This window comes from Variovorax sp. Root411 (assembly GCF_001425205.1).
Taxonomy (GTDB): Bacteria; Pseudomonadota; Gammaproteobacteria; order Burkholderiales; family Burkholderiaceae_C; genus Variovorax.
Genome location: NZ_LMDW01000020.1, coordinates 355529 through 380648, shown reverse-complemented (window position 1 = coordinate 380648; position 25120 = coordinate 355529). Strand labels below are relative to the sequence as shown.

At 66.8% G+C, this 25120-nt stretch carries 28 protein-coding genes; 14 read left to right on the top strand and 14 right to left on the bottom strand.

Features of this window, described 5'->3' with window-relative positions; translation table 11 throughout:
- Positions 1-7: 7 nt before the first annotated feature.
- The gene (locus tag ASC92_RS26280) at positions 8-1543 is read right to left on the bottom strand and encodes a sensor domain-containing diguanylate cyclase (RefSeq protein WP_056521821.1); all 1536 of its coding nucleotides are present in this window, start codon (positions 1541-1543) and stop codon (positions 8-10) included.
- 183 nt (positions 1544-1726) lie between these two features.
- The gene (locus tag ASC92_RS26275; protein WP_056521818.1) at positions 1727-1984 is read right to left on the bottom strand and encodes a hypothetical protein; all 258 of its coding nucleotides are present in this window, start codon (positions 1982-1984) and stop codon (positions 1727-1729) included.
- Between the two features lie 267 nt (positions 1985-2251).
- On the opposite strand from ASC92_RS26275, the gene ASC92_RS26270 reads away from it, so the two are divergent.
- Positions 2252-2557, top strand: a complete 306-nt coding sequence (locus tag ASC92_RS26270; RefSeq protein ID WP_056521816.1) for a hypothetical protein — start codon at positions 2252-2254, stop codon at positions 2555-2557.
- Positions 2558-2667: 110 nt separating this feature from the next.
- Positions 2668-3825 (top strand): DSD1 family PLP-dependent enzyme, encoded by a 1158-nt coding sequence (locus ASC92_RS26265; RefSeq protein ID WP_056521813.1) that lies wholly within the window; start codon positions 2668-2670, stop codon positions 3823-3825.
- Between the two features lie 25 nt (positions 3826-3850).
- Here ASC92_RS26265 and ASC92_RS26260 read toward each other — a convergent pair whose 3' ends face one another.
- Positions 3851-4165, bottom strand: a complete 315-nt coding sequence (locus ASC92_RS26260; RefSeq protein ID WP_056521810.1) for a hypothetical protein — start codon at positions 4163-4165, stop codon at positions 3851-3853.
- A 295-nt stretch (positions 4166-4460) separates the two neighbouring features.
- The gene (locus ASC92_RS26255) at positions 4461-5288 is read right to left on the bottom strand and encodes a crotonase/enoyl-CoA hydratase family protein (protein ID WP_056521808.1); all 828 of its coding nucleotides are present in this window, start codon (positions 5286-5288) and stop codon (positions 4461-4463) included.
- A 90-nt stretch (positions 5289-5378) separates the two neighbouring features.
- On the opposite strand from ASC92_RS26255, the gene ASC92_RS26250 reads away from it, so the two are divergent.
- Together ASC92_RS26250 and ASC92_RS26245 are read left to right on the top strand one after the other, a co-directional pair.
- Positions 5379-7247, top strand: a complete 1869-nt coding sequence (locus ASC92_RS26250; protein WP_056521804.1) for a PhoX family protein — start codon at positions 5379-5381, stop codon at positions 7245-7247.
- Between the two features lie 27 nt (positions 7248-7274).
- Positions 7275-7673: a DUF488 domain-containing protein gene (locus tag ASC92_RS26245; protein WP_056521800.1), complete on the top strand. Its 399-nt coding sequence runs from the start codon at positions 7275-7277 to the stop codon at positions 7671-7673.
- Positions 7674-7704: 31 nt separating this feature from the next.
- Here ASC92_RS26245 and ASC92_RS26240 read toward each other — a convergent pair whose 3' ends face one another.
- Entirely contained in the window at positions 7705-8607 is a 903-nt protein-coding gene (locus ASC92_RS26240; RefSeq protein WP_056521797.1) for an SDR family oxidoreductase, read from the bottom strand.
- Between the two features lie 148 nt (positions 8608-8755).
- On the opposite strand from ASC92_RS26240, the gene ASC92_RS26235 reads away from it, so the two are divergent.
- A complete protein-coding gene (locus tag ASC92_RS26235) occupies positions 8756-9637 on the top strand; it encodes a CoA transferase (RefSeq protein ID WP_056521794.1) in 882 nt (293 codons plus the stop codon).
- Position 9638: 1 nt separating this feature from the next.
- Here the strand turns inward: ASC92_RS26235 and ASC92_RS26230 are convergent, their stop codons facing one another.
- Both ASC92_RS26230 and ASC92_RS26225 read right to left on the bottom strand, forming a co-directional pair.
- Entirely contained in the window at positions 9639-10541 is a 903-nt protein-coding gene (locus tag ASC92_RS26230; RefSeq protein WP_056521793.1) for a hypothetical protein, read from the bottom strand.
- 50 nt (positions 10542-10591) lie between these two features.
- A complete protein-coding gene (locus ASC92_RS26225; protein WP_056521790.1) occupies positions 10592-11509 on the bottom strand; it encodes a DMT family transporter in 918 nt (305 codons plus the stop codon).
- 240 nt (positions 11510-11749) lie between these two features.
- Here ASC92_RS26225 and ASC92_RS26220 point away from each other — a divergent pair, with 240 nt between their 5' ends.
- Both ASC92_RS26220 and ASC92_RS26215 read left to right on the top strand, forming a co-directional pair.
- Positions 11750-12130 (top strand): tautomerase family protein, encoded by a 381-nt coding sequence (locus ASC92_RS26220; protein WP_056521787.1) that lies wholly within the window; start codon positions 11750-11752, stop codon positions 12128-12130.
- Between the two features lie 17 nt (positions 12131-12147).
- Positions 12148-12774 (top strand): DUF1294 domain-containing protein, encoded by a 627-nt coding sequence (locus ASC92_RS26215; protein ID WP_056521785.1) that lies wholly within the window; start codon positions 12148-12150, stop codon positions 12772-12774.
- A gap of 6 nt (positions 12775-12780) precedes the next feature.
- Here the strand turns inward: ASC92_RS26215 and ASC92_RS26210 are convergent, their stop codons facing one another.
- Positions 12781-15171, bottom strand: a complete 2391-nt coding sequence (locus tag ASC92_RS26210; protein ID WP_056521782.1) for a YgiQ family radical SAM protein — start codon at positions 15169-15171, stop codon at positions 12781-12783.
- A gap of 147 nt (positions 15172-15318) precedes the next feature.
- On the opposite strand from ASC92_RS26210, the gene ASC92_RS26205 reads away from it, so the two are divergent.
- Positions 15319-16269: a helix-turn-helix domain-containing GNAT family N-acetyltransferase gene (locus ASC92_RS26205; protein WP_235506019.1), complete on the top strand. Its 951-nt coding sequence runs from the start codon at positions 15319-15321 to the stop codon at positions 16267-16269.
- Between the two features lie 132 nt (positions 16270-16401).
- Here the strand turns inward: ASC92_RS26205 and ASC92_RS26200 are convergent, their stop codons facing one another.
- The 4 genes from ASC92_RS26200 to ASC92_RS26185 all read right to left on the bottom strand — a co-directional run bounded on the left by ASC92_RS26200 (position 16402) and on the right by ASC92_RS26185 (position 19779).
- Complete coding sequence (locus tag ASC92_RS26200; protein WP_056521776.1) at positions 16402-17184, bottom strand: 3-hydroxybutyrate dehydrogenase; 783 nt, start codon at positions 17182-17184, stop codon at positions 16402-16404.
- Between the two features lie 46 nt (positions 17185-17230).
- Positions 17231-17980, bottom strand: coding sequence for an acetoacetate decarboxylase (locus ASC92_RS26195; RefSeq protein ID WP_056521773.1), 750 nt, complete (start codon positions 17978-17980; stop codon positions 17231-17233).
- A gap of 77 nt (positions 17981-18057) precedes the next feature.
- Positions 18058-19188, bottom strand: coding sequence for a patatin-like phospholipase family protein (locus tag ASC92_RS26190; protein WP_414820434.1), 1131 nt, complete (start codon positions 19186-19188; stop codon positions 18058-18060).
- A gap of 141 nt (positions 19189-19329) precedes the next feature.
- A complete protein-coding gene (locus ASC92_RS26185) occupies positions 19330-19779 on the bottom strand; it encodes a CHRD domain-containing protein (RefSeq protein ID WP_056521767.1) in 450 nt (149 codons plus the stop codon).
- 117 nt (positions 19780-19896) lie between these two features.
- Between ASC92_RS26185 and ASC92_RS26180 the strand changes: the two genes are divergently transcribed.
- Positions 19897-20448: a DUF924 family protein gene (locus tag ASC92_RS26180; RefSeq protein ID WP_056521764.1), complete on the top strand. Its 552-nt coding sequence runs from the start codon at positions 19897-19899 to the stop codon at positions 20446-20448.
- A gap of 3 nt (positions 20449-20451) precedes the next feature.
- Here ASC92_RS26180 and ASC92_RS26175 read toward each other — a convergent pair whose 3' ends face one another.
- On the bottom strand, positions 20452-21375 hold the full coding sequence (locus ASC92_RS26175) for a YihY/virulence factor BrkB family protein (RefSeq protein WP_200936043.1): 924 nt from the start codon (positions 21373-21375) through the stop codon (positions 20452-20454).
- Between the two features lie 85 nt (positions 21376-21460).
- On the opposite strand from ASC92_RS26175, the gene ASC92_RS26170 reads away from it, so the two are divergent.
- Genes ASC92_RS26170 through ASC92_RS26155 form a run of 4 tightly spaced genes read left to right on the top strand, consistent with a single transcriptional unit; the run spans position 21461 to position 24135 of the window.
- Entirely contained in the window at positions 21461-22030 is a 570-nt protein-coding gene (locus tag ASC92_RS26170; protein ID WP_056521762.1) for a chromate transporter, read from the top strand.
- Positions 22027-22626 carry a chromate transporter gene (locus tag ASC92_RS26165; protein WP_056521759.1) on the top strand — a complete coding sequence of 200 codons (600 nt, stop codon included), beginning with the start codon at positions 22027-22029 and terminating at the stop codon, positions 22624-22626. Before ASC92_RS26170 ends, ASC92_RS26165 begins: the two co-directional genes overlap by 4 nt.
- A 47-nt stretch (positions 22627-22673) precedes the next feature.
- On the top strand, positions 22674-23645 hold the full coding sequence (locus ASC92_RS26160; RefSeq protein ID WP_056521756.1) for an aldo/keto reductase: 972 nt from the start codon (positions 22674-22676) through the stop codon (positions 23643-23645).
- A 13-nt stretch (positions 23646-23658) separates the two neighbouring features.
- Entirely contained in the window at positions 23659-24135 is a 477-nt protein-coding gene (locus tag ASC92_RS26155) for a DUF3237 domain-containing protein (RefSeq protein ID WP_056521753.1), read from the top strand.
- Here the strand turns inward: ASC92_RS26155 and ASC92_RS26150 are convergent.
- Positions 24132-24653, bottom strand: coding sequence for a GNAT family N-acetyltransferase (locus ASC92_RS26150; protein WP_056521750.1), 522 nt, complete (start codon positions 24651-24653; stop codon positions 24132-24134). The two genes, ASC92_RS26155 and ASC92_RS26150, sit on opposite strands and share 4 nt — an antisense overlap.
- A 211-nt stretch (positions 24654-24864) precedes the next feature.
- Here ASC92_RS26150 and ASC92_RS29145 point away from each other — a divergent pair, with 211 nt between their 5' ends.
- Positions 24865-25035 carry a hypothetical protein gene (locus ASC92_RS29145; protein ID WP_056521747.1) on the top strand — a complete coding sequence of 57 codons (171 nt, stop codon included), beginning with the start codon at positions 24865-24867 and terminating at the stop codon, positions 25033-25035.
- Positions 25036-25120 lie beyond the last annotated feature (85 nt).

Below are 25120 nucleotides of genomic sequence, written 5' to 3'. Positions count from 1 at the left end.
GGGCCCCTCAGGCCGCCTTTCGCATCGTCGTGCAAACGCGGTTCCGCCCCCCCATCTTGGCCTCGTACAGCGCCTTGTCGGCTGCCTGGATCAACGCCTTCGGCGGGCCCTTGGTGACCGCAGGGCTGAGCGCCTCGACACCGGCACTCAGCGTCACGAAACCGTCGGGCGTACCGGCGTGCACGATTTCCAGGTCGCGAACCGCGCTGCGGATTCTTTCCGCCAGGATGACGGCGCCAGCCACATCGGTATGCGGCAGCAGCACTGCGAGTTCCTCTCCGCCGTAGCGGGCCGCGAGGTCTCCCGGACGGCGCGAAGCGAGGCTGGCGATCGTGCGGCTGATCGTCTGCAGGCACTCGTCGCCGGCCGCATGTCCATAGATGTCGTTGTACTGCTTGAAGCAATCGACATCGATCATGATGAGCGCCAGGGTGCTCGCATCGCGCATGGCCCGGCTGAATTCGCTGTCGAGCGTCACGTCGAACTGGCGGCGATTTGCCAATCCGGTGAGACCGTCCTCCATGGCGAGCGTATTCAAGGTCTTGTTGAGCGTTTCCAGCGCGTCGCGCGCCCGCCGCAGTTCGGCCTCGCTCTTGTTTCGCAGTTCCATCTGCTTCACCAGCCGCCATCCGACGAAGCCGACGATCGACGTCATGAGAATGATGCCTGCCGTATGCCAGAGCGTGTCCTGCCACCATGCGGCCAGGATCTCATCCTTCGAAAGTGCCGCAGCAACGAACAGCGGATAGTTGTCGAGACGCCGAAAGCTGTTCAGGCGCGTGACGCCGTCCTGCGCTGACAAGACTTCGGCCGTTCCTGTCGGACCTTGTGCAACGTATGCGCGGAAGAGCCCGGTTTCCAGCATGTTCCGTCCGACCATGTCGGCGCTGTACGGCCGGCGCGTCATCATCGTCCCGGTTTCGAGGACCAGCGCGACCGCGCCGGCGCGGCCTATGTCGAGGCTGTCGTAGAACTTCATGAAGAAGTCGATATCGATCGTCGCGAGCGCCACGCCGGCGAAGCTGCCATCCGCATTGTTGATGCGCCGGGAGACGGGAACGAGCAGCTTTCCGTTGGTTCGGCTTTGCACCGGAATGCCGATGTGCGGCCCCCGCTCCTCGTGCTCTCGATGAAATAGAAAGTACTCTCGGCTCGCATTGTTCAGGTTCAGATTCTGCGACGGCGTCTGCCTGGAATTTGCGACCCAATTTCCGTCCTTGTCATAGACGTGAATCGCATCGAGCTGGGGGAGTTCGGCTACCTGCAAGGCAAGCACCTTGCGAAGCCGTTCGATGGTCGCCGGCTCCGCGCCGTCATGTTCGATGCGCTCGACGATGCCGACCAGCGCCGTATCGGCCTGCTTGATGGTGTCTTCCGCCTGCTGCGCCATTGCGCGCGCGAGATTCGACGCCGCGACGCTCATCTGCCGCAGCAGGACCATGCGCGAGTGCCAGCTGTTCCAGCAGTCGAGCGCCACGAGGGTGAGGCAAACCACGGCCACGAAAGCCGTCGTCCGGAAGATGATGGATGGCCGGCGAAACACTATGTGTTTTCGCAGCTATGGTGTCTGGAGCTCATACCCGACTTTGGCACACATCCTCGTTGAATCGGCCACGATCGCCAGCCATTGCGCGTAGGCAGGCACGGCTCGCCAGCAGCTGGTCGCGCAGGCAAGATAGCCCTGCCGCAGACAAAAATCTCGGGGATTAACCCTCGCCAGGGCCTGTCAGAGCGCGTTCTCTGCACCCTCCGGAATCGACGGCGGCGCGGGTTCGATCGCCTCTCCCGCCTCCACGTAATTGAGCTCGACGGGGTGGACGACGGCTGCTGCGGATTCGCCGTCGAATTTCACCAGCAGATACTCGCCGCTCGCACCGGAAATGATCCCGAAACGCCCATCGAGTTCGACCCTGCTGCCGCGCCGCGCCGGCACCTTGAAGCGCATTCGAATGTAGGGAAGACCTACTCGGAAATACTCGACCATGTGAATCCCTGTCTTGTTGTCGATCCGGCCGGGGAGCACGCTGCAAAGTCCGCGCGAACCTGCGCAGACTCCCTGGCAAGTCCAATCTCACGGTCCCGCTTCGCAGGGCGTGTCAGCCAAGGCCGCTCCTCGCTGACAGCCGCGGGATGTTCAGATGGTGGAACGCTCAAGTGACAAGCCGAAGAAGCCGCCGAGCACGGCAGAAAACTACGCCCCTTCGCGCAACAAGCCTTCGCAGCTTGATGCGGAATCGGCGATGCTCGAGGCATGCCCACTGCAAATTCACGGCCGCCCGCGCGCGTCGGATGGCGCGTCGCCGCACTGATCTACACGGTCACCGGCGCCGCGTGCACCCTGGCCTGCGTCGCCGCGCCCGAGAGCGAAGCGGGCCTGCTCGCCGCCGTCGTGGGCGGACTGCCATGGTCGCTGAGCCTGCTGACGCTGGACCTGTCACCCGGCGTGGCGAACACGGCGCTGATGCTGCTGGCAGGCAGCTGGGCAGTCAATGCCGCGCTGCTGTGGTGGCTGGCGTTGCGTCGCCCCCCACATCACAGCCGATCGCATCCGGCGTAAGGACATTTCCGTCTCTGGCGTCCTGCGCCAGGCAGGCATTCGGTGCGATCATTCGCGCGCGAAACACTGGCTCATTTTTCGCGCCCTCTCCCCTTCAAAGGCTTTTCTCGATGCCCCAAGACCTGCTGCAAGTCAACGCGCCGCTGATCGGCGTTCCCGGTGGCCGCCACCTGCTCGACACGCCCGCCCTGCTGATCGACCTGCCCGCAATGACGCGCAACATCGAACGCATGGCCGCCTTCGCCAAGGCGCGCGGCATCAACCTGCGCCCGCACGTGAAGACGCACAAGTCGGTCGAGATCGCGCGGCGCCAGGTTGCGGCGGGCGCCATCGGCGTGAGCTGCGTCACGCTGGGCGAGGCGGAGGTGATGGTCCAGGGCGGCATTCCGGGCGTGCTCATTACCTCGCCCGCCGTCACGCCGAGCAAGATCTCGCGGCTCGTCAGGCTGGCGCAGCGTGCGCGCCCGGGCGACGTGATGGTAGTGGTCGACAACCCGCAGAACCTGGCCGATCTGGCGCGTGCCGCGAGCGAACTCACACACCCGCTCGACGTGCTGGTGGACTACGGCGCGGGCTACAACCGCACCGGCGCAGCCACGCAGGCGAAGGTGCTCGAACTCGCGGCGCTCGTGGCCGCCGAGCCGCGCCTGCGGCTGCGCGGGCTGCAGTCCTATGCGGGCAACCTGCAGCACATCGTGTCGCGCGACGAGCGCAGCGCGGCGGCGGCCGGCCTGCGCGAAACGGTGGCGGCCATTGTCGCGGCGGCGAAGCGGCAGGGCCTGCACTTCGACATCGTGACCGGCGCAGGCACCGGCACCCACGATCTGGATTCGCAGGAGAACGCGTTCACCGAACTGCAGGCAGGCTCGTATGTGTTCATGGATGCCGAGTACACGCAGGTGCTCGCCAGCGACGGGCAGCCGTCGCCCTTCGAGGTCTCGCTGTTCGTGCAGACGGCAGTGGTCAGCACGAATGCGACCGGCTGGGTGACGGTGGATGGCGGCACCAAGTGCTTCTCGACCGACAGCGGCGTGCCGCTGGTGGCCAAAGGCGTCGACGCTGCGAGCCGCTATGCCTTCTTCGGCGACGAGCACGGCAAGCTGATGCCGCCCCAGGGCTCGCAGGCACAGCGGCCCGCGCTGGGCGCGCGCGTGGAGTTCGTTACGCCGCATTGCGATCCGACGGTCAACCTTCATGACGCGTATCACGTGGTCGAAGGCGGCACGCTGGTCGCCATCTGGCCGGTGGACGCGCGCGGCAAGCGATAGGCGTCCCGGGGCCGACACAGAGGCGTCAGACGCGCGGAAGCGCCGCAAGGAAGGTGGACACCACAATCGCGGCGGCGCGGTCGAGCTGCAGGATGTCTCCCACATCGAAAGCGTGCGGCGCTGTGCGTCCACTCGAACCGAGTGGCTTGCGGATCTCGACAAGAACTTCGGCCGCCAATTCGCGGTCGCTGCGGGGCCCGCCGTCGGGGTGCATTACCCATTCATCGACTTGATCGAATGGAATGCTGCGGAAGACCCCCACGATGGGGATGTACTTGTAGCGATCCTCGCCCACCAGGATGGGCACGCTGAGGTTGCAAAAAAACGTGGTCGTCGACATGCAGGATCGCCGTCGCTAAGCAAAGCGTTCGATTGTTAATTAGTGCGCTGCCAGCATCCACTCTTTGTGGAAGCCATCAGAGGGGAAGACGTGACCTTCTGCACACAAACTGCCTCCATTCCCTCTTCTTCTCTCTTTAAAACAACTACTTTATTCTTACATAAAGACGCCCGGAAGAGCTCTTCGCGTGTTTTGGGCTGGTTGGGTGCGACTTGAAGGCCGCCACGGCGACGGCAGGCGCGGCACACTGGGGACAGCCCCTGCACCAGGGTCAGGGCCGCAAGCCAGTTGTGGATCAGGCCGGAGCGCTGAATTGCGGCATGCGCCGCTCGATGTTGGCCTTCACGGCCTCAAGCTGGTTCGGGTTGCCGATCAGTGCCTTCTGCTCGACCGATTCGGCCATCAGCAGTTCGGCTGCACTGTGCGAGGCCGACGCATTGAGCAACCGCTTGCCGGCGCGGATGGCGTCGGGGCTCTTGCCTGCGATCTCGTGCGCCATCTGCAGCGCCTCGGCCAGCGGATCGGCCGCAACGCGGGTGGCGAAGCCGATGCTAAGGGCCTCCTCGCCCGAGAAGATGCGGCCCGTGAAGGTGAGTTCGCGCACCACGTCGCTGCGGGCGAGTTCGCGCATCAGCACCATGCCGGCCATGTCGGGCACCAGGCCCCATTTGATTTCCATCACCGAGAGCTTGGTGTCGGGCGCCACGATGCGGATGTCCGCGCCGAGTGCCACCTGCAGCCCACCGCCGAAGGCCACGCCATGCACGGCCGCAATGACCGGCACCGGCACCTCGCGCCAGACCATCGCCACCTGCTGCGCGGCGTTCGAGATGCCATGCGTGCGCACCAGCAGGTCGGCGCCGGCCGCACCCTCGCCCAGCACATCGGAGCCCGCGCCCTGCTGCATGCGTTCGAAAGACGCCATGTCCAGCCCCGCGCAGAAGGCCTTGCCGCGGCCCGAGATCACCACGGCACGCACCGCCTTGTCGTCACGCAGCGCCTCGCCGGCTTCGATGAGTGCGTCGAACATCGCGGGGTCGAGTGCGTTCATCTTGTCGGCGCGAGCGAGCTGCAGTTCCACCACACCGTCGGCGTGTCGGGTCGATTCGATGCGGTCGGTCATTCGATGTCTCCGGGATGGGTTCTGCGCCAGTATCGCCGGGCATGGCACTCGGCGATGATGGCGCCTGTCGCCTGCACAACACCTTCTGCCATGCCTCTGGACCGCCGCCGCTTTCTCATTCAATCGGGTTCGGCCGCCGCCGTGGTAGCGCTGTTCGACCAGGGCTGCGCCGCGCCTTCCCCGTCCGCGCCACATGGCGACGTGCTGGGCTTTACCGGCGTGCCGGCCTCATTGCACGATGGCGTCGTGGTTCCGCCCGGGTACGAATGGCAACTGCTCTACCCCTGGGGCACGCCCACCGGCATCGCGGGCCAAATGCCGGCCTTCGCGCCAGACGCCGGCAACAGTGCCAACGACCAGGCCGTGCAGGCCGGCATGCACCACGACGGCATGCACTTCTTCGCGCTCGACGCGAATGGCGACCGCGGCCTGCTGGTGATGAATCACGAATACACCGACGAGCAGTTGCTGCACACCGACGGCGTGAAGGCATGGACCGCCGAGAAGGTGCGCAAGTCGCTGCATGCCATGGGCGTCTCGGTGATCGAGATCCGGCTCGGCACGCAGGGCTGGCAGCAGGTGCAGCCCTCGCCCTTCGCGCGCCGCGTGCACGGCAACACGCCGATGCGCATCACGGGTCCGGCCGCGGGCACGCCGCTGATGCGCACCGCCGCCAACCCGGCAGGCGACGCGGTGTTCGGCACTTTTGCCAACTGCGCCATGGGCGTCACGCCGTGGGGCACCTACCTCACGTGCGAGGAAAACTTCCATGGCTACTTCGGCGGTCCGAAGGAGGCCGCCCAGGACGCGACGGTCGCCCAGCGCCGCTACGGCACGGTGGCAGGCTCGCAATGGGTGGAGTACTGGCGCCACGACGAGCGCTTCGACCTGAGCCGGCATCCGAACGAGCCGCACCGCTTTGGGTGGGTGGTCGAGATCGATCCTTTCGACCCAACGGCCACGCCCATCAAGCGCACCGCGCTCGGCCGCAAGCGGCAGGAGAGCGCCACCTGCACCGTCGCCAGAGACGGCCGGCTGGTCGTCTACATGGGCGACGACTCGCGCTTCGAATACATCTACAAGTTCATCAGCCGAGAGAAGGTGCGCCCCGGCACCGACGCCGCCGCGCGCGCAGCCAACCGCCACCTGCTCGACGATGGCACGCTCTACGTGGCGCGCTACGACACCGGTGGCCGCGGCCGCTGGCTCGAACTCGTGCATGGCCGCGACGGCCTGAATGCGGCCGGCGGCTTCGCCGACCAGGCCGAGGTGCTGATCCATGCGCGGCTGGCGGGCGATATCGTCGGCGGCACGAAGATGGACCGCCCCGAATGGATCGCCGTGCACCCGCAGTCGGGCGAGGTCTACGTCACCCTCACCAACAACAGCCAGCGTGGCGACGCCGGCAAGCCCGGCCCCGACGCGGCCAACCCGCGCGCCAACAACCTGTTCGGCGGCATCCTGCGCTGGCGCGAAGATGGCAGCGACGCCGCCAGCACCAGCTTCGCCTGGGACCATTTCGCGCTCGCGGGCGATCCCGCGCAGTCCGGCAGCGGCGCGCGCTATCCATCGAACGAGGCCGACATGTTCGGCGCCCCCGACGGCCTGCACTTCGACAAGGGCGGCCTGCTGTGGATCCAGACCGACCTGAGCGGCCAAGTGCTGGGCAAGCCGCCCTACACCTCCCTGGGCAACAACCAGATGCTGTGCGCCGACCCGGCCTCGGGCCGCATCAAGCGCTTTCTCACCGGGCCGAACGGCTGCGAGATCACGGGCTGCGTGGTCACGCCCGACCGGCGCACGCTGTTCGTCAACATCCAGCATCCGGGCGAAGCTCGTGATGACGGCGACACGAAGCCCAACAGCGCCTGGCCCGACGGCCCCGCACCGGGCAGCGCGCGGCCGCGCTCCGCGACGCTGGCGATTCGCCGGCGCGACGGCGGTATCGTCGGCACCTGAGACAAACAGAGAAAAGGGGAACCCACCATGAGCATCCGCATCGTCCGCCTCGGCACCCCGCGCGCGCCCGACGAAGGCCTGCGCGTAGGCACCGTACGCCGCTCGCCGCGCGGCGTTCCGAAGACCGAATTCGCCTCGCAGAACTGGTACGACGTGTGGTACCCGAACCTCGCGCCCTCCGTCGAGACGATGAAACAGGCGCAGGAAGCCCAGAAGGCGGAATCGCCCGCGCAGTGGAACGCCTTCGTACGCAAGTTCAAGGCCGAGATGGCCGAGTCGGACGCGAGCCGCAGCCTCGACCTGCTCGCCGCGCTGTCGCACAGCACTTCGCTTTCGGTGGGCTGCTACTGCGAGGACGAATCGCATTGCCACCGCTCCGTGCTGCGCAGCCTGCTGGCCGAGCGCGGCGCGGACATCGCGGACTGAGCGGGTCGAACCCCGCCCCACGGGCAATGCATCAGCGCTGCGCCTTGTCCTTCTGGTTCTGCGCCTCGATGCGTTCGCGCGCGGCCAGCCAGTCGGCGTCGCTCCACTGGCGCAGCTCATAGAAGTTGCCGCCGGTGGCCAGCGCGTTGCCGCCGTCCATCATGATGCTCTGCCCCGTGAGCCAGTCGCACTGGCCAGGTGCCATCAGGAAGGACGCGAGGTTCTGCAGCTCGCTCATGCGGCCGGTGCGCGCCATCGGATTGCTCTGCTTGCTGCGCGCGCCGGGCTCCTCGCCGGGGTTCAGGCGCTTGCTCATACCCTCGGTCGGAATCTCGCCGGGGCCGACGGCGTTCAGCCGGATGCCGTGCCGCGCCCACTCCACCGCCAGCGACTTGGTCATGACCTCGATGCCGGCCTTGCTCATTGCCGAGGGCACGACGTAGGGACTGCCGTTGTCCACCCAGGTGACGATGATGCTCATCACGCTGCGGAAGACATCGCCCGGCTTCCACTCGCCCGACTTGGCCTGCGCCACCCAACGCTTGCCCACCGCCTGCGTCACGTAGAAGCTGCCATGGAACACGATGTTGGCGATGGCGTCGAAGGCGCGCGGCGAGAGGTTCTCGGTCGGCGAGACGAAGTTGCCCGCCGCGTTGTTGACGAGCCCCGTGAGGCCACCGCTCTGGAACAGGCTCTCGACCATCTCGTCGACCTGCTGCGCGATGCGGATGTCGACGCCGAAGGTGTCGATGCGCCTGTCCGGGAACTGCTGTCGCCACTCGGCCGCGGTCTCGTCGCAGACCGACTGGCGCCGGCCGCAGATGGCGACGTCGGCGCCCAGGCTCAGGAAATGCTCGGCCATCGCGCGGCCAAGGCCCGTGCCGCCGCCGGTCACGAGGATGCGCCGGCCGCTCATGAGGGAAGCTTCAAACATGGTTCATCTCCTTGTCGTTGAGGCAGCGGCGAGGTAGTGGCTGCCACCTGCGGATGCTACGCGCGAGACGCGGCGGCGGCTTGCGGAAAGTAGCTTCGGGCCGGGGGGTGAGAATGCGCGGAACAAGTTTCCCGGAGACAAGACGCCGATGCCGAGTTCAGCCAGCCCCGCCAACGACCATGCCACGCCGCTCGAGGGCGTGCGCGTCGTGAGCCTCGCGCTCAACCTCCCCGGCCCCGCCGCGCTGCTGCGCTGCCGTGAAATGGGCGCCACCTGCCTCAAGCTGGAGCCGCCGGGCGGCGATCCGATGGGGCTATACAACCGGCCCGCCTATGCCGCGCTGCATGCGGGCATCGAGATCCGCGCCGTCGATCTCAAGACCGAGGCCGGGCAGCAGCAGCTGCACGCCGAACTCGCGACGACCGATGTGCTGCTCACCTCGTTCCGCCCTTCCGCGCTCGGCAAGCTGAAGCTCGACTGGGCCACGCTGCATGCGCGCTACCCCGCGCTGTCGCAGGTGGCCATCGTCGGCGCGCCGGGCGAGCGCGCCGAGGAGCCGGGCCACGACCTGACCTACCTCGCCGAAAGCGGGCTCGTCACCGGCATAGAGCTGCCGCCGACGCTCTATGCCGACATGGGCGGCGCCCTGCTCGCGAGCGAGGCGGTGCTGAAGGCCGTGCTGCGGCGGTCCCGCAAGGCCGGCGGCGCGTATTTCGAAGTGGCGCTGAACGCCTCGGCCGACTGGCTCGCCCTGCCCCGCACCTGGGGCCTGACGCAGCCCTCGGGCACGGTCGGCGGCGCGCATGCCGGCTACCGCGTCTACTCTTGCGCCGACGGCCGCGTGGCGGTGGCCGCGTTGGAGCCGCATTTCGCGGCGCGGCTCTGCGAGGCCGCGGGAATCGCCTCGCGCGATATGACGACGCCGGCCACGCACGAGGCGCTGGCCGCCTGGCTCGCGGCCCGCACGCGCGCCGAACTCGAAGCCATGAGTCGCACGCGCGACGTGCCACTGCTCACGCTGGCCGGCTGATTCAGCGCGCCGGCCCGTCGCGCTGCCTGTCCTCGCGCTTGAGCGCGAGGTAGGTGGCGAGGTCCACTTCGTGCAGCTGCCGCGGGTACTGCTCCACCGCCGCGAACCAGCGGCGCTGACGGCGCTCGGCCTGGTCGGGGCCCGGCGCGGCGAGGTAGGCGTCGAGCGTCAGGAAGTAGCGCATCGCGTTGCGCTCCACCAACCCGCGCAGGCCGCGGATGTACTCGGGCTGCCCTTCCGGCGTCTTGCCCACCACGGTGAAGCCGACCTTGTCGCTGCCGAAAGTCGCCAAGTAGGCCATGGTGCCCAGCCGCACCATCGCGTTGTGGTCGTAGCTGTAGCTGAAATGCAGGAAGCTCTTGCGCTCGTCAAGCGCCACGGCCTGCAACGTGACACGGTAATTGCTGGTGCCCAGCGGACCGCTCTCGGCCGTGAGCTCGACCGACATGTACTCGGGCGTGGCACTGGTGACCCGGTAGACGAACGGCAGCTCGAAGGCCTGGTCGATCGGCTTGTCGTAGCGACGCACCACGTAGAGCATGAGCATTTCGCCGACTTGCGGGCCGCTGGCCGTGCGGCAGCGACGGTTGTTGATGTGCAGGGTCAGCACGCCGCACCAGTGGGCCGGCCCCTTGAGCGTTGCGCTGATCGCCGACAGCGGATGCTCGACCACGGCGTAGACATCGCCCTGCAGGCCGTCGGGCGTCTCCATGGAATCGAGCTGCACGGGGCGCCCGAAACTGCTGTGGTCGAGTTTGTCGCTCAAGCGTTGGTACGTGGCGCGCAGCGCCTGGGCGGAAGAGTTTTCCGGTGCGGCGGCAAGCGCCTGCAGCGAGGCCGCGAGCAGCAGCGCTCCGGCCAGGGTGCGCGTCCATGAAGCCGGCAGGGAGGGAAAACTGCTCATGGACCACACCATACAGCGGAGTGCCCCGCCCTTGCCTTGAATCGGACGATTCAATCGGACAACAAGGGCTTGCTGCGCCGCACCAACAGCAGCATCGCACCTCCCAGCAGCAAGGCTCCGCCCCACTGGCGCGGCGTCATCGGCTGCGCGAGCAACGCCGCGGCCAGCAAGGCGGCCACCAGCGGCTCGATCAGCGTGCCGACCACCGCCGCAGTCGGCGACAGGCGCCGCGCGCCCCATGCGAAGGCCAGGTAGGCGACCGAGGTCGTCACCACGCCCGTGTAGCCCACGCCCAGCCATTGCGCGGCCCCGACCGGCCAGGTGATGCCGGAGGGCCACGCGACAGCGAGCATGCACAGCGCCGCCACCGTCATGCCCCAGGCCGAAGCCCTGACGGCGGGCACCCGCGCAGGCATGCGCGCGTTGCCCAGCACCACCATCGCATAGCAGAAGGCCGAGCCCAGCGACCAGGCCACGCCGGCCGCGTGCCCCGGCGCCAGCGGGCCCCATCCTCCGGTGGGCATCACCAGCAGCAGCACGCCCGCCAACGCGAGCAGCAGCCCTGCGATCAGCCTGCGGCCGAGGTGCTCATAGCCTCGCAGCACCGATACCAGCGCGACGATCACCGGCGCGCAGCAGATCGAAATGACGGTCGGCAGCGCCGCCCCCAGATGCACGATGCCTACGAACCAGCAGCTCACGTTGAGCGCCATGGCCGCGCCGGTGGCCAGCATCTGCAGGCGCTCCCGGCTGCTCAGATCGGCCCAGCCGGCACCGGGCATCGCGGGCGTGCGCCAATGCAGCCACCAGAGCAGCGGCAGCCCGAGGGCGAAGCGCGCCAGCGACAGGCTCTGCGGCGCGATGCCGCCATCAATAAGGAATTGCGCCACCAGCGCACCCGCGCCCCACAGGGCGCCGGCCAGCAGCACGCCGCCCCAGGCCAGGGCGGCAGACGTTCTTGCGTTCATTGTGAAAGTTCTTTCTCCATGACGCCCGCCATGGCCGATCGGTTCGGGATCGGATTCGGGGAGCGGGCGTGACCATCCGAGCCACCGGCCGGCCCAAGGGGCACGAACGGCGGCGACCACTTGCGGGCCTGAGCGCGGCGCTTGAAAAGCGCGCGTCAGCTGCGGGTCGCGGAGGGAGGAGAACGGTGCTGAGCCATGTCGCGTATCTTAGGCCCCCACACTTCTTTCGAGGAACAGCACATGCCACTCGTTCGGATCGAGCTTTCCAACAACAGCCCCGAAGCCCTGGGCCCAGCCATCGGCGATGTCGTCTACCAGGCCATGCGGGACACCATCAACGTGCCGGAGCACGACAAGTTCCAGGTCATCACGCGCCACGCCGCGCACGAGCTGGTGCATCCGGCGAGCTACCTCGGCGTGGTGTATTCGCCGGGCTTCGTGCTGATCCAGGTCACGCTGAACCAGGGTCGCACGACGGAGATGAAGAAGGCTTTCTACAAGCGAGTGGCCGACGACCTGCACGGCCAGCTGGGCATCCGGCGCGAAGACGTGTTCATCAACCTCGTCGAGGTGGCGAAGGAGAACTGGTCGTTCGGGAACGGCGAGATGCAGTACGCATAACAGCGAGAATCCCGCCGATGAAACGTCAGGGCACACTCGTTCGATGGGAGAAGGAACGGGGCTTCGGCTTCATCCGCTGCCCCGAAATTTCCGCCGATGTGTTCGTGCACCTGCGCGACTTCACCGACCGAAGCGCTGCGCCGCAGATCGGCATGAGGCTGAATTTCGAGGAGATCCATGTGGGTGGCAAGGGGCCGCGCGCGGTGGCGGTTCAAGCGGCAGGTGCACAACAGAAGCGGTCACAACAGCGGCCGCAGCAACCGCAACGCCGTTCTTCCTCTTCGGTCTCTTCCTCGCTGCCGATGACACTGCTGCTGATCGGCTACGCCGGGCTACTCGGCTACGGCGTGTGGACTGGGCGAATCCCGCCGATCGCGCTCGGCGTGTTGTTGCTGCTCAGCCTGCTGACCTTCTTCGTCTACGGTTTCGACAAGAACGCGGCTGAAGCGGGCCGCTGGCGCACTGCGGAGAACACCTTGCACCTGCTCTCGCTGATCGGGGGCTGGCCGGGCGCGTGGATCGCGCAGAAGCTGTTTCGCCACAAGGTGAGCAAGACGAACTTCATGGCGGTCTATTGGACCACGGTGCTGGCGCACATGGCGACCGTGGGAGCCTGGGTCGGCAAGCTCGTGCCGGCTCTGTAAGGTTGCTCAGCGCGGCTTGCGGATGCTGCCACGCACCGGGCCGGCGGCTTTGCGCGAGGCCGGACCCGAACCGTTGTCGCGCGGCGGCAGGCCGGTGTGTTGGGTGAGGATGCGGCCCTTTGAAGGCTTCACCGGCGTCAGCTTGACCGGCGCAGCCTTGGCCACGGCCGGTGCGGCCGTCGAATTCTTGCGCCGTGCGCTGGTGTAGCCGCCGTCAGTCAGCGGCTGCCACGTTGGAATGAGGTGGTGCTTGCCATTGCCGATCAGGTCGGCGCGGCCCATGCTCTTGAGCGCCTCACGCAGCAGCGGCCAGTTGTTGGCGTCGTGATACCGCAGGAAGGCCTTGTGCAGGCGGCGGCGCTTGTCGCCGCGCACGATGTCCACCGTCTCGCTCTCGCGCGTGATCTTGCGCAGCGGGTTCTTGTTGGTGTGGTACATCGTCGTCGCCGTGGCCATCGGGCTCGGGTAGAACGTTTGCACCTGGTCGGCGCGGAAGCCGTTCTTCTTGAGCCAGATCGCGAGGTTCATCATGTCCTCGTCGCTGGTGCCCGGATGCGCGGCAATGAAGTACGGAATGAGGTACTGCTTCTTGCCAGCCTCGGCCGAGTACTTCTCGAACATCTGCTTGAACTTGTCGTAGCTGCCGATGCCGGGCTTCATCATCTTGGTGAGCGGGCCCTGCTCGGTGTGCTCGGGCGCGATCTTCAGGTAGCCGCCGACGTGGTGCTGCACCAGCTCCTTCACGTACTCGGGCGACTGCACGGCCAGGTCGTAGCGCAGGCCGGAGCCGATGAGGATCTTCTTGATGCCCTTGAGCGCACGCGCCCGGCGGTAGATCTTGATGAGCGGGTCGTGGTTGGTGTTGAGGTTCGGGCAGATGCCCGGGTACACGCAGCTGGGCTTGCGGCAGGCCGATTCGATCTCGGGCGACTTGCAGCCGATGCGGTACATGTTGGCCGTGGGGCCGCCCAGGTCGGAGATGGTGCCGGTGAAGCCCTTGACCGAGTCGCGGATGGCCTCGACCTCCTTGATGATCGAGTCTTCTGAGCGGCTCTGGATGATGCGGCCCTCGTGCTCGGTGATCGAGCAGAAGGTACAGCCGCCGAAGCAGCCGCGCATGATGTTCACGCTGAAGCGGATCATTTCCCACGCGGGGATCTTGGTCGCGCCGTCGTGGCTGCCGTTCTCGTCGGCGTAGCGCGGATGCGGGCTGCGCGCGTATGGCAGGTCGAACACATGGTCCATTTCCGCCGTGGTCAGCGGAATGGGCGGCGGGTTGATCCACACGTCGCGCGCCGTGGCGCCCTCGCCGTGCGCCTGCACCAGCGCGCGGGCGTTGCCGGGGTTGGTCTCGAGGTGCAGCACGCGGTTGGCGTGGGCATAGAGCACCGGGTCGCTGCGCACTTGCTCGTACGACGGCAGGCGGATCACCGAATGGTCGCGCGGCGGAACCTTGATTCTTGCCCGCACGGCCAGCGCCGGGTTGGGCACGAAGTTCAGCGGCTTGATGGCGGGGTTGACGACCGAACCAGCAGCTTGTGCCGCCTTTGCGACGGCTTCGGCCTCGTCTTCCTTCGCGCAGGTGGCGCCGTTGGCCTTGGCCTGGTCGGACACCATCAGGTACGGGTTGACATGCGCCTCGACGCGGCCGGGCTCGTCGACGCTGGTGGAATTGATCTCGAACCAGCCTTCGGGCGTTTCGCGCCGCACGAACGCGGTGCCGCGCACGTCGGTGATCTGCTGCACCGGCTCCTTGGCGGCCAGGCGATGAGCGATCTCGACGATGGCTCGCTCGGCGTTGCCGTAGAGCAGCAGGTCGCACTTCGAATCGACGACGATCGAGCGGCGCACCTTGTCCGACCAGTAGTCGTAGTGCGCGATGCGGCGCAGCGAACCTTCGATGCCGCCGAGGATGATCGGCACGTCGTTCCAGGCTTCCTTGCAGCGCTGCGAATACACGATGGCCGCGCGGTCGGGGCGCGAGCCGCCGACGTCGCCGGGCGTGTAGGCGTCATCGCTTCGGATCTTGCGGTCCGCGGTGTAGCGGTTGATCATCGAATCCATGTTGCCGGCGGTCACGCCGAAGAACAGGTTCGGTTTACCCAGTGCCTTGAAGGGCTCCGCGCTCTGCCAGTCAGGCTGGGCGATGATGCCGACGCGAAAGCCCTGCGCCTCCAGCATGCGGCCGATGACCGACATGCCGAAACTGGGGTGGTCGACGTAGGCGTCGCCGGTGACCACGATGATGTCGCAGCTGTCCCAGCCGAGCGCTTCCATTTCCTTGCGCGAGGTCGGCAGGAACTTGGCCGTGCCGAAACGGACCGCCCAGTACTTTCGGTAGCTGGTCAGCGGCTTGGCGGCGCGCGCAAAAAGGGAGACGTCGACGGGGGCGTTCATCGGTGGGAGTTGACAGCGCCATGCGGGCGCCATTGTGGGCAACCCTCGATTTTAGGGTTTTCCACCTTGGCTGTCGCGACAAACATCCTGTGACCCGGCCGCCGGAAGGCCTTCAATTGATTGCCCAAGTCAAATAATTTAATGACAATGTCAATCATGTCCACCCCATCTCCAACCGTCGACCCTGCTGCCGTCAAGGCAATCCGGCAGTTCAACCGCTTCTACACGCGCCGCATCGGTGCCCTCGACCCTTACCTCGGCAGCGCCATGTCGTTGACCGACGTGCGCGTGCTGTACGAGCTGGCGCACCGTGAAACGGCCGTCGCCAGCGAGATCGGCCGCGACCTCGGGCTCGATGCGGGCTACATGAGCCGCATCCTGCGCCGCTTCGAGAACGAGGGCTGGCTTTCGCGCGAGCCGCATCCGCGCGATGCGCGCCAGAGCGTGTTGCGCCTGACCGACGCCGGCCATGCCGCATTCGCGCCGCTGCAACAGAAATCGCGCGAAGAAGCCGCCGCCCTGCTCGCCCCGCTGGCGCCGGCCCAGCGCCAGCAGCTGGTGCAGGCCATGGGCACGATGCAGTCGCTGCTCGACTCCGAGGCGCCGCCCGCGAAGCTTCCGGCGGCCGTGCTGCGCGACCCGGCGCCCGGCGACATCGGCTGGGTGGTGCAGCAGCACGGCGAAATCTATGCGCGCGAGTACGGCTGGAACAGCGAGTTCGAGGCTCTGGTGGCCGGCATCGCGAGCGAGTTCCTGCTCAAGTTCCAGCCCGAGTGGGAGCGCTGCTGGATCGCCGAGCTCAACGGCGAGCGCGTAGGCGCGATCTTCGTGGTGCGCAAGTCGGCCACGGTGGCGCAGCTGCGCATGCTGATCCTGGCGCCCGCCGCGCGCGGGCTGGGCCTGGGCGGCAAGCTGGTGGACGAATGCATCGCCTTCGCGCGCCGCAAGGGCTACAGGAAGATGGTGCTGTGGACCAACAGCTGCCTGTCGGCCGCGCGCGGCATCTATGCGAAGCGCGGCTTCCGGCTGACCAAGTCGGAGCCGCACGAGGGCTACGGCGCGCCGCAGGTGGGCGAGACCTGGGAGCTGAAGCTGTAAGTTGGGGTCTTGCTCCTTCCCCTCCCGGGGGAAGGCTGGGATGGGGGCAGCGCCCAACGAGCGCCTTGATGAAGTGAAGGCCGTCGTGCCCCCACCCCAACCCTCCCCCGGAGGGGAGGGAGAAATACACCTTTACTGCATGAACCAGCCGTGGCTCACCACCAGCGACTGGCCGGTCAACGCATTCGTCGGAAAACCCGCGAACATCAGCGCCACGCGCGCCACGTCTTCCGTGGTCGTGAATTCGCCGTCCACCGTCTCCTTCAGCATCACGTTCTTGATGACTTCCTGCTCGCTGATGCCCAGCGTCTTGGCCTGCTCGGGAATCTGCTTCTCGACCAGTGGCGTGCGCACGAAGCCGGGGCAGATCACGTTGGCGCGCACGTTGTGCTTGGCGCCTTCCTTCGCGACAGTCTTGGCCAGCCCGATGAGACCGTGCTTGGCCGTCACGTAAGGCGCTTTCAGCAGAGAGGCTTCCTTCGAATGCACCGAGCCCATGTAGATCACGCTGCCGCCGCGGCCCTGCGCGTACATGTGCTTCAGGCAGGCCTTGGTGGTGAGAAAGGCGCCGTCGAGGTGAATGGCGAGCATCTTCTTCCAGTCGGCGAAGCTGAATTCTTCCACCGGGTGAACGATCTGGATGCCGGCGTTGCTGATGAGGATGTCGATGCCGCCGAAGGCTGCAGCGCCCTCTTCGACCGAGGCATTGACCTGGTCTTCGTTGGTCACGTCGACGGCCACACCGATGGCCTGCGCGCCCGTGGCCTTGAGCTCGGCCGCGGTAGCGTCGGCCGCTTCCTTGTTGAGGTCGGCAATGATGATCTTCGCGCCTTCCTGTGCGAACAGGATGGCGATTTCCTTGCCGATGCCGCTGGCCGAGCCGGTGATGTAGGCGACCTTGTCCTTGAGTTGCATGGTGAGTTCCTTGAATGAGGGTTGGGTGGGAAAGAGGCTGCAGGAATCAGGCGAGATAGTCGTGCTCGACGGTGCCCAGCGCCAGCGTCATGTCGGCGATGTAGTGCACCGCAGATTCAACCTTGCGCACCGGCAGGTCGGCCACCGGCGCCAGCGCATGGGGATGCAGTTCGAGCGAAGCCGGGCCGGCCCACGCGCCGTGCAGCGTCACGTCGACCATGTGATAGCGCACCAGCTCGCAGATGCGGGCCGTGCCGTCGACGTGCGGAATGATCTTCAGCAGGAAGTTCGGCTGCGCGATGCCCGCGAGGATGGGCCCGGGCTCGAGCGCGCGGTGCTTGAAGCCCATCGTGGCCTTGGCCACGCGTACCTTGCCATAGTCGAGCGTGCCGACCACCACGTCGGTCTCGTAGTCGAGCACCGGCGAGGCCAGCTTCTTCGGAAAACCCCAGAGCTCGCGCCCGCCCGCAATGGGCGGATGGTCGTTGAGGTACATCGCGTGCACGTAGGCGCCCTTCTCCACGCCCCTGGCGGTGCGCAGTTGCACCGGAATGACCTGGCCCGACTCGGTGTAGTCGCCAAAGCCGGTGGAGTCGGGCATGCGGATGAATTCGTACTTCACGAGCGGCTCGACCACTTCGAGCGGCTCGGGCACCACGGCGCGCAGAGCGTCCATGTCGGTGCGGTAGGTGACGATGAGAAATTCGCGCCGCACGAACCGGTACGGGCCGGGCGGAAAAGCGGGACTGGTCAGCGGCATCGCGAATGCCGTTCGCCGCACGTCTTCAATGTTCATGGACATTCCTCCTGTTGAAGTGGCAGCCAGTCTGGCGCCGGTTTCTTAGCCGCGGCTGAATCGAGGCATCTTCATCGTCATCGCGACAGGCCCGGCCGCTTGACGCGCCCCGAACCGTGTTCGCCGAGGTCGAAGGTGGTCACGCCGTTGACCGTGGCATCGGCGCGCAGGGTCTCGGGATGGGCCAGCGTATTGCGCATGTCGCGCGCGCCCGATTCCCAATGCTCTTCCACCGCGGCGCGCGAAAACTCGTAGTCCTTCGACTCCAGCTCGTAGGGCTTGTCGCGATAGATCAGGTGGAAGATGTCGATCGGTTCGTGCGTGAGCTGCGACTGCACCGCGAGCACGCTGGGGTCGTTGCGCAGGCTGGCCGGCAGTTTGGAGATCAGGTCGGCAATGGCCTGCTGCAGGTTCATGTTGGCGGCCAGCGCGTCGGTGTTCATGCGGGTGCGGCTCGAATACGTGATGTCCTTCTGCCGCTCCATCACGCCCGCCATGGTGCGCGGCATCTCGCCGCGCGCATTGAACAGGTCAACCTGGAGCACCACCAGCGACTCGGAGCGCGGGTGCGTGTCGAGCACGTACTGCAGCGGCGTGTTCGACACGATGCCGCCGTCCCAGTAATCGTCGCCGTCGATGCTCACCGGCGCGAAGCCCGGCGGCAGCGCGCCGCTGGCCATGATGTGCTCGGGCCCGATGCGCTGGCGCGTGTTGTCGAAGTACACCGAGTTGCCGGTGCGCACGTTGACCGCGCCCACGCTGAAGCGCGCTTCGCAGGCATTGATGCGGTCGAAGTCCACCAGCCGCTCGAGCGTGGCCTTCAGCGGCGAGGTGTCGTAGTAGCTCAGCAGCGGCGCCGCGCCGCCCATCAGGAAGGCCGGCGAGTAGCGAGGTTCGAAGAAGCCGGGAATGCCGAGCAGCGAGGCCATCGTCGCGCTGTACTGGTTCTGCGTTGCCCGGTCGCCGAGCCATGAAGGCAGGCGCTGTGAAGGGCCCGAAGACACCAGGTGCCAGAACTCGCGCAACCGGTCGACCCGGCGTTCGGGCGCATTGCCCGCGATCAGCGCTGCGTTGATGGCGCCAATGGAAACGCCTGCGATCCAGTGCGGCTGCAGTTCGGTTTCGCTGAGCGCTGCATACACGCCGGCCTGGTAGGCGCCGAGCGCACCCCCGCCCTGCAGCACCAGCGCCTTGCGGGCGGTGCGCATGTCTTCGCGGCGCGAAGCGAATGGGTCGAGGGGTTTGGAGGCGGCACGGATTTTCTTATTGGGTGGTGTCGTCATTCGTTCATTTGACACCAGCCCCGCGACGCCAACCTGACCAGGGGCCGTTGTGCCCCTGGAACGATGTCACATCTTCGGCAGCATCTGTCCGCGGATCTCGCCACCCGGGTTGGCCGCGGTGTGCACGTTGGCGTACCACTTGCCCGCGGCCAGGTCGGCGGCCTGTGCCGGCGTGAGCGTGGCCTGGCCTTCGATTGGGCTCGCCGGGTTGGCGAAGGGCAGTACCACGCCGGCATTGGCGCCGGCGGCGGCCGGGCCGTGGAAATGCGCCATGGTGGCCGGACCGCTCAGGCCGGTGTAGGTGATCTTGTACTTGAGCACGTTGGTGTCGCGGTTGAGCCAGGCCTCGGCCATGCCGCTGCCGCGCGTCATGTTGGGCGGGACTTCGCTGGCTGCGTTCATCGCGCCGCTGAAGCTCGCGACATTCGACTTCGACATCATTCCGCAGCCGACCAGCGCGGCACTGGCCACCGCGGTGACGACGGCTGCGCGCAAAAGGGTGCCATATTTGGTCATGAGCTTGATCTCCTGAGTTATGAAAACCTCCACAGCATAGGCAGCGCCGCGCGTCTTGTCTTGTCGGCCACCACCCCGACTTTGATGGTTCCCAGGCGGCTGAAAGAGAATGCGGCGATGACTTCCAATGCCCTCCCCAGCGCCCGCGACGTGGCCGATTTCTGGCGCGAAGCCGGCCCCGGCCGCTGGTTTGCCAAGAACGACGCCTTCGACGCCGACTTCGCCGCCCGCTTCTCGCAAGCCCATCAGGCAGCAGCCCGCGGCGAACTCGACCACTGGACCTCCGATGCCGAAGGCGCACTGGCCCTGCTGGTGCTGCTCGACCAGTTCCCTCGCAACACCTGGCGCGGCAATCCGCACATGCTGGCCACCGACGGCAAGGCGCTGGCCGTGGCGAAGCAGGCCGTAGCTGCGGGCTTCGACCGGCAGTGCGAGCCGGCGCTGCGCCCCTTCTTCTACTTGCCCTTCATGCACTCCGAGATGCTGGCCGAGCAGGAACGCTCGGTCGAACTCAACGCGGCGCTCGACGCCAACACGCAGCGCTATGCGGTGCTGCACCGCGACATCATTGCGCGCTTCGGCCGCTTCCCGCACCGCAACGGGATGCTCGGGCGCAGCAGCACGGCGGAAGAACAGGGCTTTCTCGACGAAGGCGGCTTTGCCGGCTGACGCTCAGGCGTCGTTGTGCGGCAGCGGCGCTTCGCGCGTCGGCGACGGATTCAGGTCGCCCGCGCCCTTGGCGTCCTTCATCGAGCCGTAGGTGCGCGCATAGACCCAGGTGAACTCGGCTCCCAGCAGGAAGATCTGCGCCGAGTAGTACACCCACACCAGCACCACCACCAGCGAGCCCGCTGCCCCGTAGCCCGAGGCCACGCTGCTCTTGCCGATGTACAGACCGATGAGGTGCTTGCCCACGGTAAAGAGCAGCGCAGTGACCGCCGCACCCACCCACACGTCGCTCCACTCGACCTTGGCACGCGGCATGATCTTGTAGATCATCGCGAAGATCACCGTGACCATCGCGAAGCTGAACACGAAGTTGACGACCTGGGCCGTGGTCTCCCACGCACCGAACACCGGCGACCACCACTTGCCCAGGGCCGCGAGCGCAGCACTCGCCACCAGCGACACCATGAGCAGGAAGCCGATGCCCATGATCATGCCGAACGACAGCATCCGCACGCGCAGCATGTTGAACAGTCCCTTGTTCTCGACGCGGGCCGGCGCGCGCCAGATGCGGTCGAGCGCATCCTGCAGCTCACCGAAGACGGTGGTGGCGCCCACTACCACCAGCCCGAGGCCGATCGCCGTGGCGACGATGCCCTCGGCCGGCTTGTTGACGGCCTGCAGCATGCCCTGCACCGCCGCCGCGCCCTGTGCGCCCATGAGCCCGGCGAGTTGCGCGAAGATTTCGCCGCGCGCAGCCTCTTCCCCGAACACCAGGCCGGCCACCGAGATCACGATCAGCAGCAGCGGCGCGATCGAGAACACCGTGTAGTACGCCAGCGCCGCACCCATGCTTGGCGCATAGTCGTTCGACCAGGAATTGAAGGCCCTCTGGCAAAGACTGAAGAGTGCGCGCAGTTGCATGAGCATGCGGAAGTGTCTCCGTGAAGCCGCCCGGCGCCGTGTCAGTCCGATGCCCGGCGAGTTGAAAGCCTGCCTACGATAATCGCTCCACATGCACCCGTCTCCCCCCGCCGCCCAGCCCCGATCGCCACGCGACCTGTTCCTTTCGTTCACTTGGCTCGCGCTGCAGGGCTTTGGCGGCGTGCTCGCCATCGTCCAGCGCGAGATGGTCGAGAAGAAGAAATGGCTCACGCCCGAGCAGTTTCTCGAAGACTGGGCCGTGGCGCAGGTGATGCCTGGGCCCAACGTGATCAACCTCGGCCTGATGATCGGCGACCGCTACTTCGGCCTGCGCGGAGCGCTCGCCGCCGTCGCTGGCATGCTGGCCATTCCGCTGGTCGTCATCCTTGCGCTGGCCGTGCTGTACGCGCACTACGCCGGCAACCCGCAGGTGGCGGCGGCGCTGCGCGGCATGGGCGCGGTGTCGGGTGGGCTGATCGCCGCGACCGGCATCAAGCTGGTGCCGCAGCTGCGCAAGCACCCCCTGGGCTTCGCGGCCTGCCTCGCCTTCATGGCGCTGGTGTTCGTGGCCATCGTGGTGCTCAAGATCCCGCTCGGCTGGGTGCTGCTGGTGGTGGGCGGCGTGGCCTGCGTGTGGACCTGGAAGAAAATCCCCGCATGAGCATCGCGATGCAATGGCACGACTGGCTGGCGCTGTTCGGGCAATACATGCTGCTGTCGCTGCTGTCGATCAGCGGCGCCATCACCACGGTGCCTGACATGCACCGCTACCTCGTGGCCCAGAACGGCTGGCTCACCGATGCGCAGTTCAGCTCTTCCGTTGCCATCGCGCAGGCTGCGCCCGGACCCAACGTGCTGTTCGTGGCGCTGATGGGCTGGAACGTGGGGCTCAACGCGGGCGGCGGCATCGGGGCCGGGCCCTCGGCTTGGCTGCTGGGTTTTTTCGGGCTGATGGTCACCATGGTCGGCATCATGCTGCCGAGCACCACCCTCACCTACTTCGCCACGCGCTGGGGCCACCGCAACCGCACACGGCGCGAGGTGCGCGCCTTCAAGCAGGGCATGGCCCCCGTGGTCGTGGGCCTGCTGATCGCCACCGGCTGGGTGCTGGCGGCAGGTAACCATGCGGGCAATGCGCCTGCATGGCACCTGTGGCTGCTCAGCGGCGCGACCGCGCTTATCGTCTGGCGCACGCGCATCCACCTGCTCTGGCTGCTCGGCGCCGGAGCGGTGCTGGGCGCCGTGGGCTTCGTCTGACCGCTCTCATCTTTCGCATTCCTTCGTTTACTCAGGAACACCTCGACATGTCGCAACTTCGCCCACTCGGCCGCTCCGGCCTCCAGGTTTCTCCGCTCGCCTTCGGCGGCAACGTGTTCGGCTGGACCGTCGACGAAGCGGCGTCGTTCAAGCTGCTCGATGCCTGGCTGGACGCGGGGTTCAACTTCGTCGATACCGCCGACGTCTATTCGGCATGGGTGCCGGGCCACACCGGTGGCGAGTCCGAGACCATCATCGGCAAATGGCTCAAGCAGAGCGGCAAGCGCAACCGCGTGGTGCTGGCCACCAAGGTCGGCAAGCCGATGGGCGAAGGCAAGTCGGGCTTGTCGCCCGCTTACATCCGCGAAGCCGTCGAGGCCTCGCTCAAGCGCTTGCAGACGGACTACATCGACCTCTACCAGTCGCACGACGATGATGCCAACACGCCGCTCGAGGAGTCGCTCGGCGCCTTCGACAAGCTGATCAAGGAAGGCAAGGTCCGCGCCATCGGCGCTTCGAACTACAGCGCACCGCGGCTGGCCGAGGCGCTCGACGTGTCGGAGCGCCTGGGCATCGCGCGCTATGAAAGCCTGCAGCCGCTGTACAACCTGTACGACCGCGCCGTGTTCGAGGACGCGCTGGAGCCGCTGTGCCTGAAGCGCGAGGTGGGCGTGATCAACTTCTACGCGTTGGCGGCCGGCTTCCTCACGGGCAAGTACCGCACCGAGGCTGATGCGGCCAAGAGCGCGCGCGGCGCCAACACCACCAAGAAATACCTCAACGAGCGCGGCCTGCGCATTCTCGACGCGCTCGACAAGGTGGCCCAGCAGTACAACGCCAAGCCGGGCCAGGTCGCCATTGCGTGGCAGATCGCGCGGCCGGGCGTGACGGCGCCCATCGCCAGCGCAACCTCCATCGGGCAGCTCGAAGAGCTCGTGATCGCGACGCAGCTGAAGCTCGACGCAGGCACCGTCGAAATGCTCGACCGCGCCAGCGCCGAAACCCAACCCGCAGCCTGAACGGCCAACGGCAATGAGCGTGTTCGACTCCATCGCAGCCCCTGCGCTCGAGCACTTCGCCGACCTGCGCGTCGAGGTGGGCCTGCCGCAGGTGCTGGGCAGCAGCCAGCGCGGGCTGCGCCGCGTGGTGCCGATCACTGGGGGCGAGGCCATCGGCCACGGCTGGCGCGCGCGCGTGTTGCCGGGCGGCAGCGACTTCCAGCTGATCGTGAGCGACACGCACTCCGAACTCGATGCGCGCTACGGCCTCGAGACCGATGCGGGCGATCTGGTCTACGTGCAGAACCACGCAGTGCGCTCGGCCTCGCCCGAGGTGATGGGCAGGCTGCTGCGCGGCGAACCGGTCGATCCGTCGCAGGTGTACTTCCGCTGCAGCCCGCGCTTCGAGACCGCGTCGCCTTCGCTGCGGTGGATCAACGAGCGCATGTTCATCGGCGCCGGTATTCGACACCCTGCCGAAGTGATGATGCGCTTCTACACGCTGGTCTAGCCGTCCACCGGGTTCAGCGGCGTCGCAAGAATGCGCTGGTAGAAGGCCACGTCGAGCCAGCGGCCGAACTTGAAGCCGGCCTGCCGCACGGTGCCCGAATGCTCGAAGCCAAGGCGCTCGTGCAGTCCGATGCTGCCGGCGTTGGCGGCATCGATGGCGCCGACCATCACGTGCACGTCGCGCGCGGTCGCCTCGGCAATGATCGCCTCCATCAGCGTGCGGCCCAGGCCCTCGCCGCGGTGCGCGCTGTCGACGTAGACCGAGTGCTCCACCGTGTACTTGTAGGCGGGAAAGGCGCGGAAAGCGCCATAGCTTGCGAAGCCCAGCAGCTTGCCTGCATCGTCCACGGCGCCGACCACCGGGAATCCGTTGGCGCGCTTGGTGGCGAACCACGCGACCATGTTCTCGGGCGTGCGCGGCTTGTAGTCGTACAGCGCCGTGGAGGCAACGATGGCCTCGTTGAGGATGGCCAGGATCGCGGTGGCGTGGGCTTCTTCGGTGCAGGGGATGAGACGCATGGTGTTCCTCGCGGGAATGCTGTTCGATATATGAGGATAACTACGGCGACGAGCACTTCCAGCTCGCACCCGGCGATTGCCGCGATTTCGGTGTCGACCGTCCCACCCACAGGGTAGGCAAGCTCCCACACGCACAGTAGGCGCGCACCGGTGCAGCGGGCGGCGCCGCTCGGAATACTTCAAGGCATCTCGGCTCTTCGAAGGAACGACCATGTCTTTCGCGCTCTACCTGATCGGTTTCTTGATTTTCCTGGGCGGCGTCGCCTGGGGTGCATCCGTTGCCGGCGTACCCTCGCTCTACATTGGCATCGGTTTGGTGATCCTGCTGGGCATCGGCATCTTCAGCGCAGTGAGCCGCACGCGCAGCAAGGATCCTTCCTGAGTTCACGCGGGCTTCACGCCGCACGCACAGAGGGTTGCTAACTTCGCATGCGCATCGCAGAACGCGGTGCGCATTGCTTCAAGTC

Excerpts from the sequence above, each read along its gene's own strand:
- ASC92_RS26180 (WP_056521764.1), top strand. The coding sequence starts at position 19,897 with ATGACTTCCAATGCCCTCCCCAGCGCCCGCGACGTGGCCGATTTCTGG.
- ASC92_RS26160 (WP_056521756.1), top strand. The coding sequence starts at position 22,674 with ATGTCGCAACTTCGCCCACTCGGCCGCTCCGGCCTCCAGGTTTCTCCG.
- ASC92_RS26175 (WP_200936043.1), bottom strand. The coding sequence starts at position 21,375 with ATGCTCATGCAACTGCGCGCACTCTTCAGTCTTTGCCAGAGGGCCTTC.
- ASC92_RS26275 (WP_056521818.1), bottom strand. The coding sequence starts at position 1,984 with ATGGTCGAGTATTTCCGAGTAGGTCTTCCCTACATTCGAATGCGCTTC.
- ASC92_RS26205 (WP_235506019.1), top strand. The coding sequence starts at position 15,319 with ATGTCAATCATGTCCACCCCATCTCCAACCGTCGACCCTGCTGCCGTC.
- ASC92_RS26170 (WP_056521762.1), top strand. The coding sequence starts at position 21,461 with ATGCACCCGTCTCCCCCCGCCGCCCAGCCCCGATCGCCACGCGACCTG.
- ASC92_RS26250 (WP_056521804.1), top strand. The coding sequence starts at position 5,379 with ATGCCTCTGGACCGCCGCCGCTTTCTCATTCAATCGGGTTCGGCCGCC.
- ASC92_RS29145 (WP_056521747.1), top strand. The coding sequence starts at position 24,865 with ATGTCTTTCGCGCTCTACCTGATCGGTTTCTTGATTTTCCTGGGCGGC.
- ASC92_RS26200 (WP_056521776.1), bottom strand. The coding sequence starts at position 17,184 with ATGCAACTCAAGGACAAGGTCGCCTACATCACCGGCTCGGCCAGCGGC.
- ASC92_RS26190 (WP_414820434.1), bottom strand. The coding sequence starts at position 19,188 with ATGCGCACCGCCCGCAAGGCGCTGGTGCTGCAGGGCGGGGGTGCGCTC.
- ASC92_RS26220 (WP_056521787.1), top strand. The coding sequence starts at position 11,750 with ATGCCACTCGTTCGGATCGAGCTTTCCAACAACAGCCCCGAAGCCCTG.
- ASC92_RS26230 (WP_056521793.1), bottom strand. The coding sequence starts at position 10,541 with ATGAGCAGTTTTCCCTCCCTGCCGGCTTCATGGACGCGCACCCTGGCC.
- ASC92_RS26195 (WP_056521773.1), bottom strand. The coding sequence starts at position 17,980 with ATGAACATTGAAGACGTGCGGCGAACGGCATTCGCGATGCCGCTGACC.
- ASC92_RS26215 (WP_056521785.1), top strand. The coding sequence starts at position 12,148 with ATGAAACGTCAGGGCACACTCGTTCGATGGGAGAAGGAACGGGGCTTC.
- ASC92_RS26150 (WP_056521750.1), bottom strand. The coding sequence starts at position 24,653 with ATGCGTCTCATCCCCTGCACCGAAGAAGCCCACGCCACCGCGATCCTG.
- ASC92_RS26270 (WP_056521816.1), top strand. The coding sequence starts at position 2,252 with ATGCCCACTGCAAATTCACGGCCGCCCGCGCGCGTCGGATGGCGCGTC.
- ASC92_RS26260 (WP_056521810.1), bottom strand. The coding sequence starts at position 4,165 with ATGTCGACGACCACGTTTTTTTGCAACCTCAGCGTGCCCATCCTGGTG.
- ASC92_RS26235 (WP_056521794.1), top strand. The coding sequence starts at position 8,756 with ATGCCGAGTTCAGCCAGCCCCGCCAACGACCATGCCACGCCGCTCGAG.
- ASC92_RS26155 (WP_056521753.1), top strand. The coding sequence starts at position 23,659 with ATGAGCGTGTTCGACTCCATCGCAGCCCCTGCGCTCGAGCACTTCGCC.
- ASC92_RS26240 (WP_056521797.1), bottom strand. The coding sequence starts at position 8,607 with ATGTTTGAAGCTTCCCTCATGAGCGGCCGGCGCATCCTCGTGACCGGC.
- ASC92_RS26185 (WP_056521767.1), bottom strand. The coding sequence starts at position 19,779 with ATGACCAAATATGGCACCCTTTTGCGCGCAGCCGTCGTCACCGCGGTG.
- ASC92_RS26225 (WP_056521790.1), bottom strand. The coding sequence starts at position 11,509 with ATGAACGCAAGAACGTCTGCCGCCCTGGCCTGGGGCGGCGTGCTGCTG.
- ASC92_RS26265 (WP_056521813.1), top strand. The coding sequence starts at position 2,668 with ATGCCCCAAGACCTGCTGCAAGTCAACGCGCCGCTGATCGGCGTTCCC.
- ASC92_RS26165 (WP_056521759.1), top strand. The coding sequence starts at position 22,027 with ATGAGCATCGCGATGCAATGGCACGACTGGCTGGCGCTGTTCGGGCAA.
- ASC92_RS26255 (WP_056521808.1), bottom strand. The coding sequence starts at position 5,288 with ATGACCGACCGCATCGAATCGACCCGACACGCCGACGGTGTGGTGGAA.
- ASC92_RS26245 (WP_056521800.1), top strand. The coding sequence starts at position 7,275 with ATGAGCATCCGCATCGTCCGCCTCGGCACCCCGCGCGCGCCCGACGAA.
- ASC92_RS26210 (WP_056521782.1), bottom strand. The coding sequence starts at position 15,171 with ATGAACGCCCCCGTCGACGTCTCCCTTTTTGCGCGCGCCGCCAAGCCG.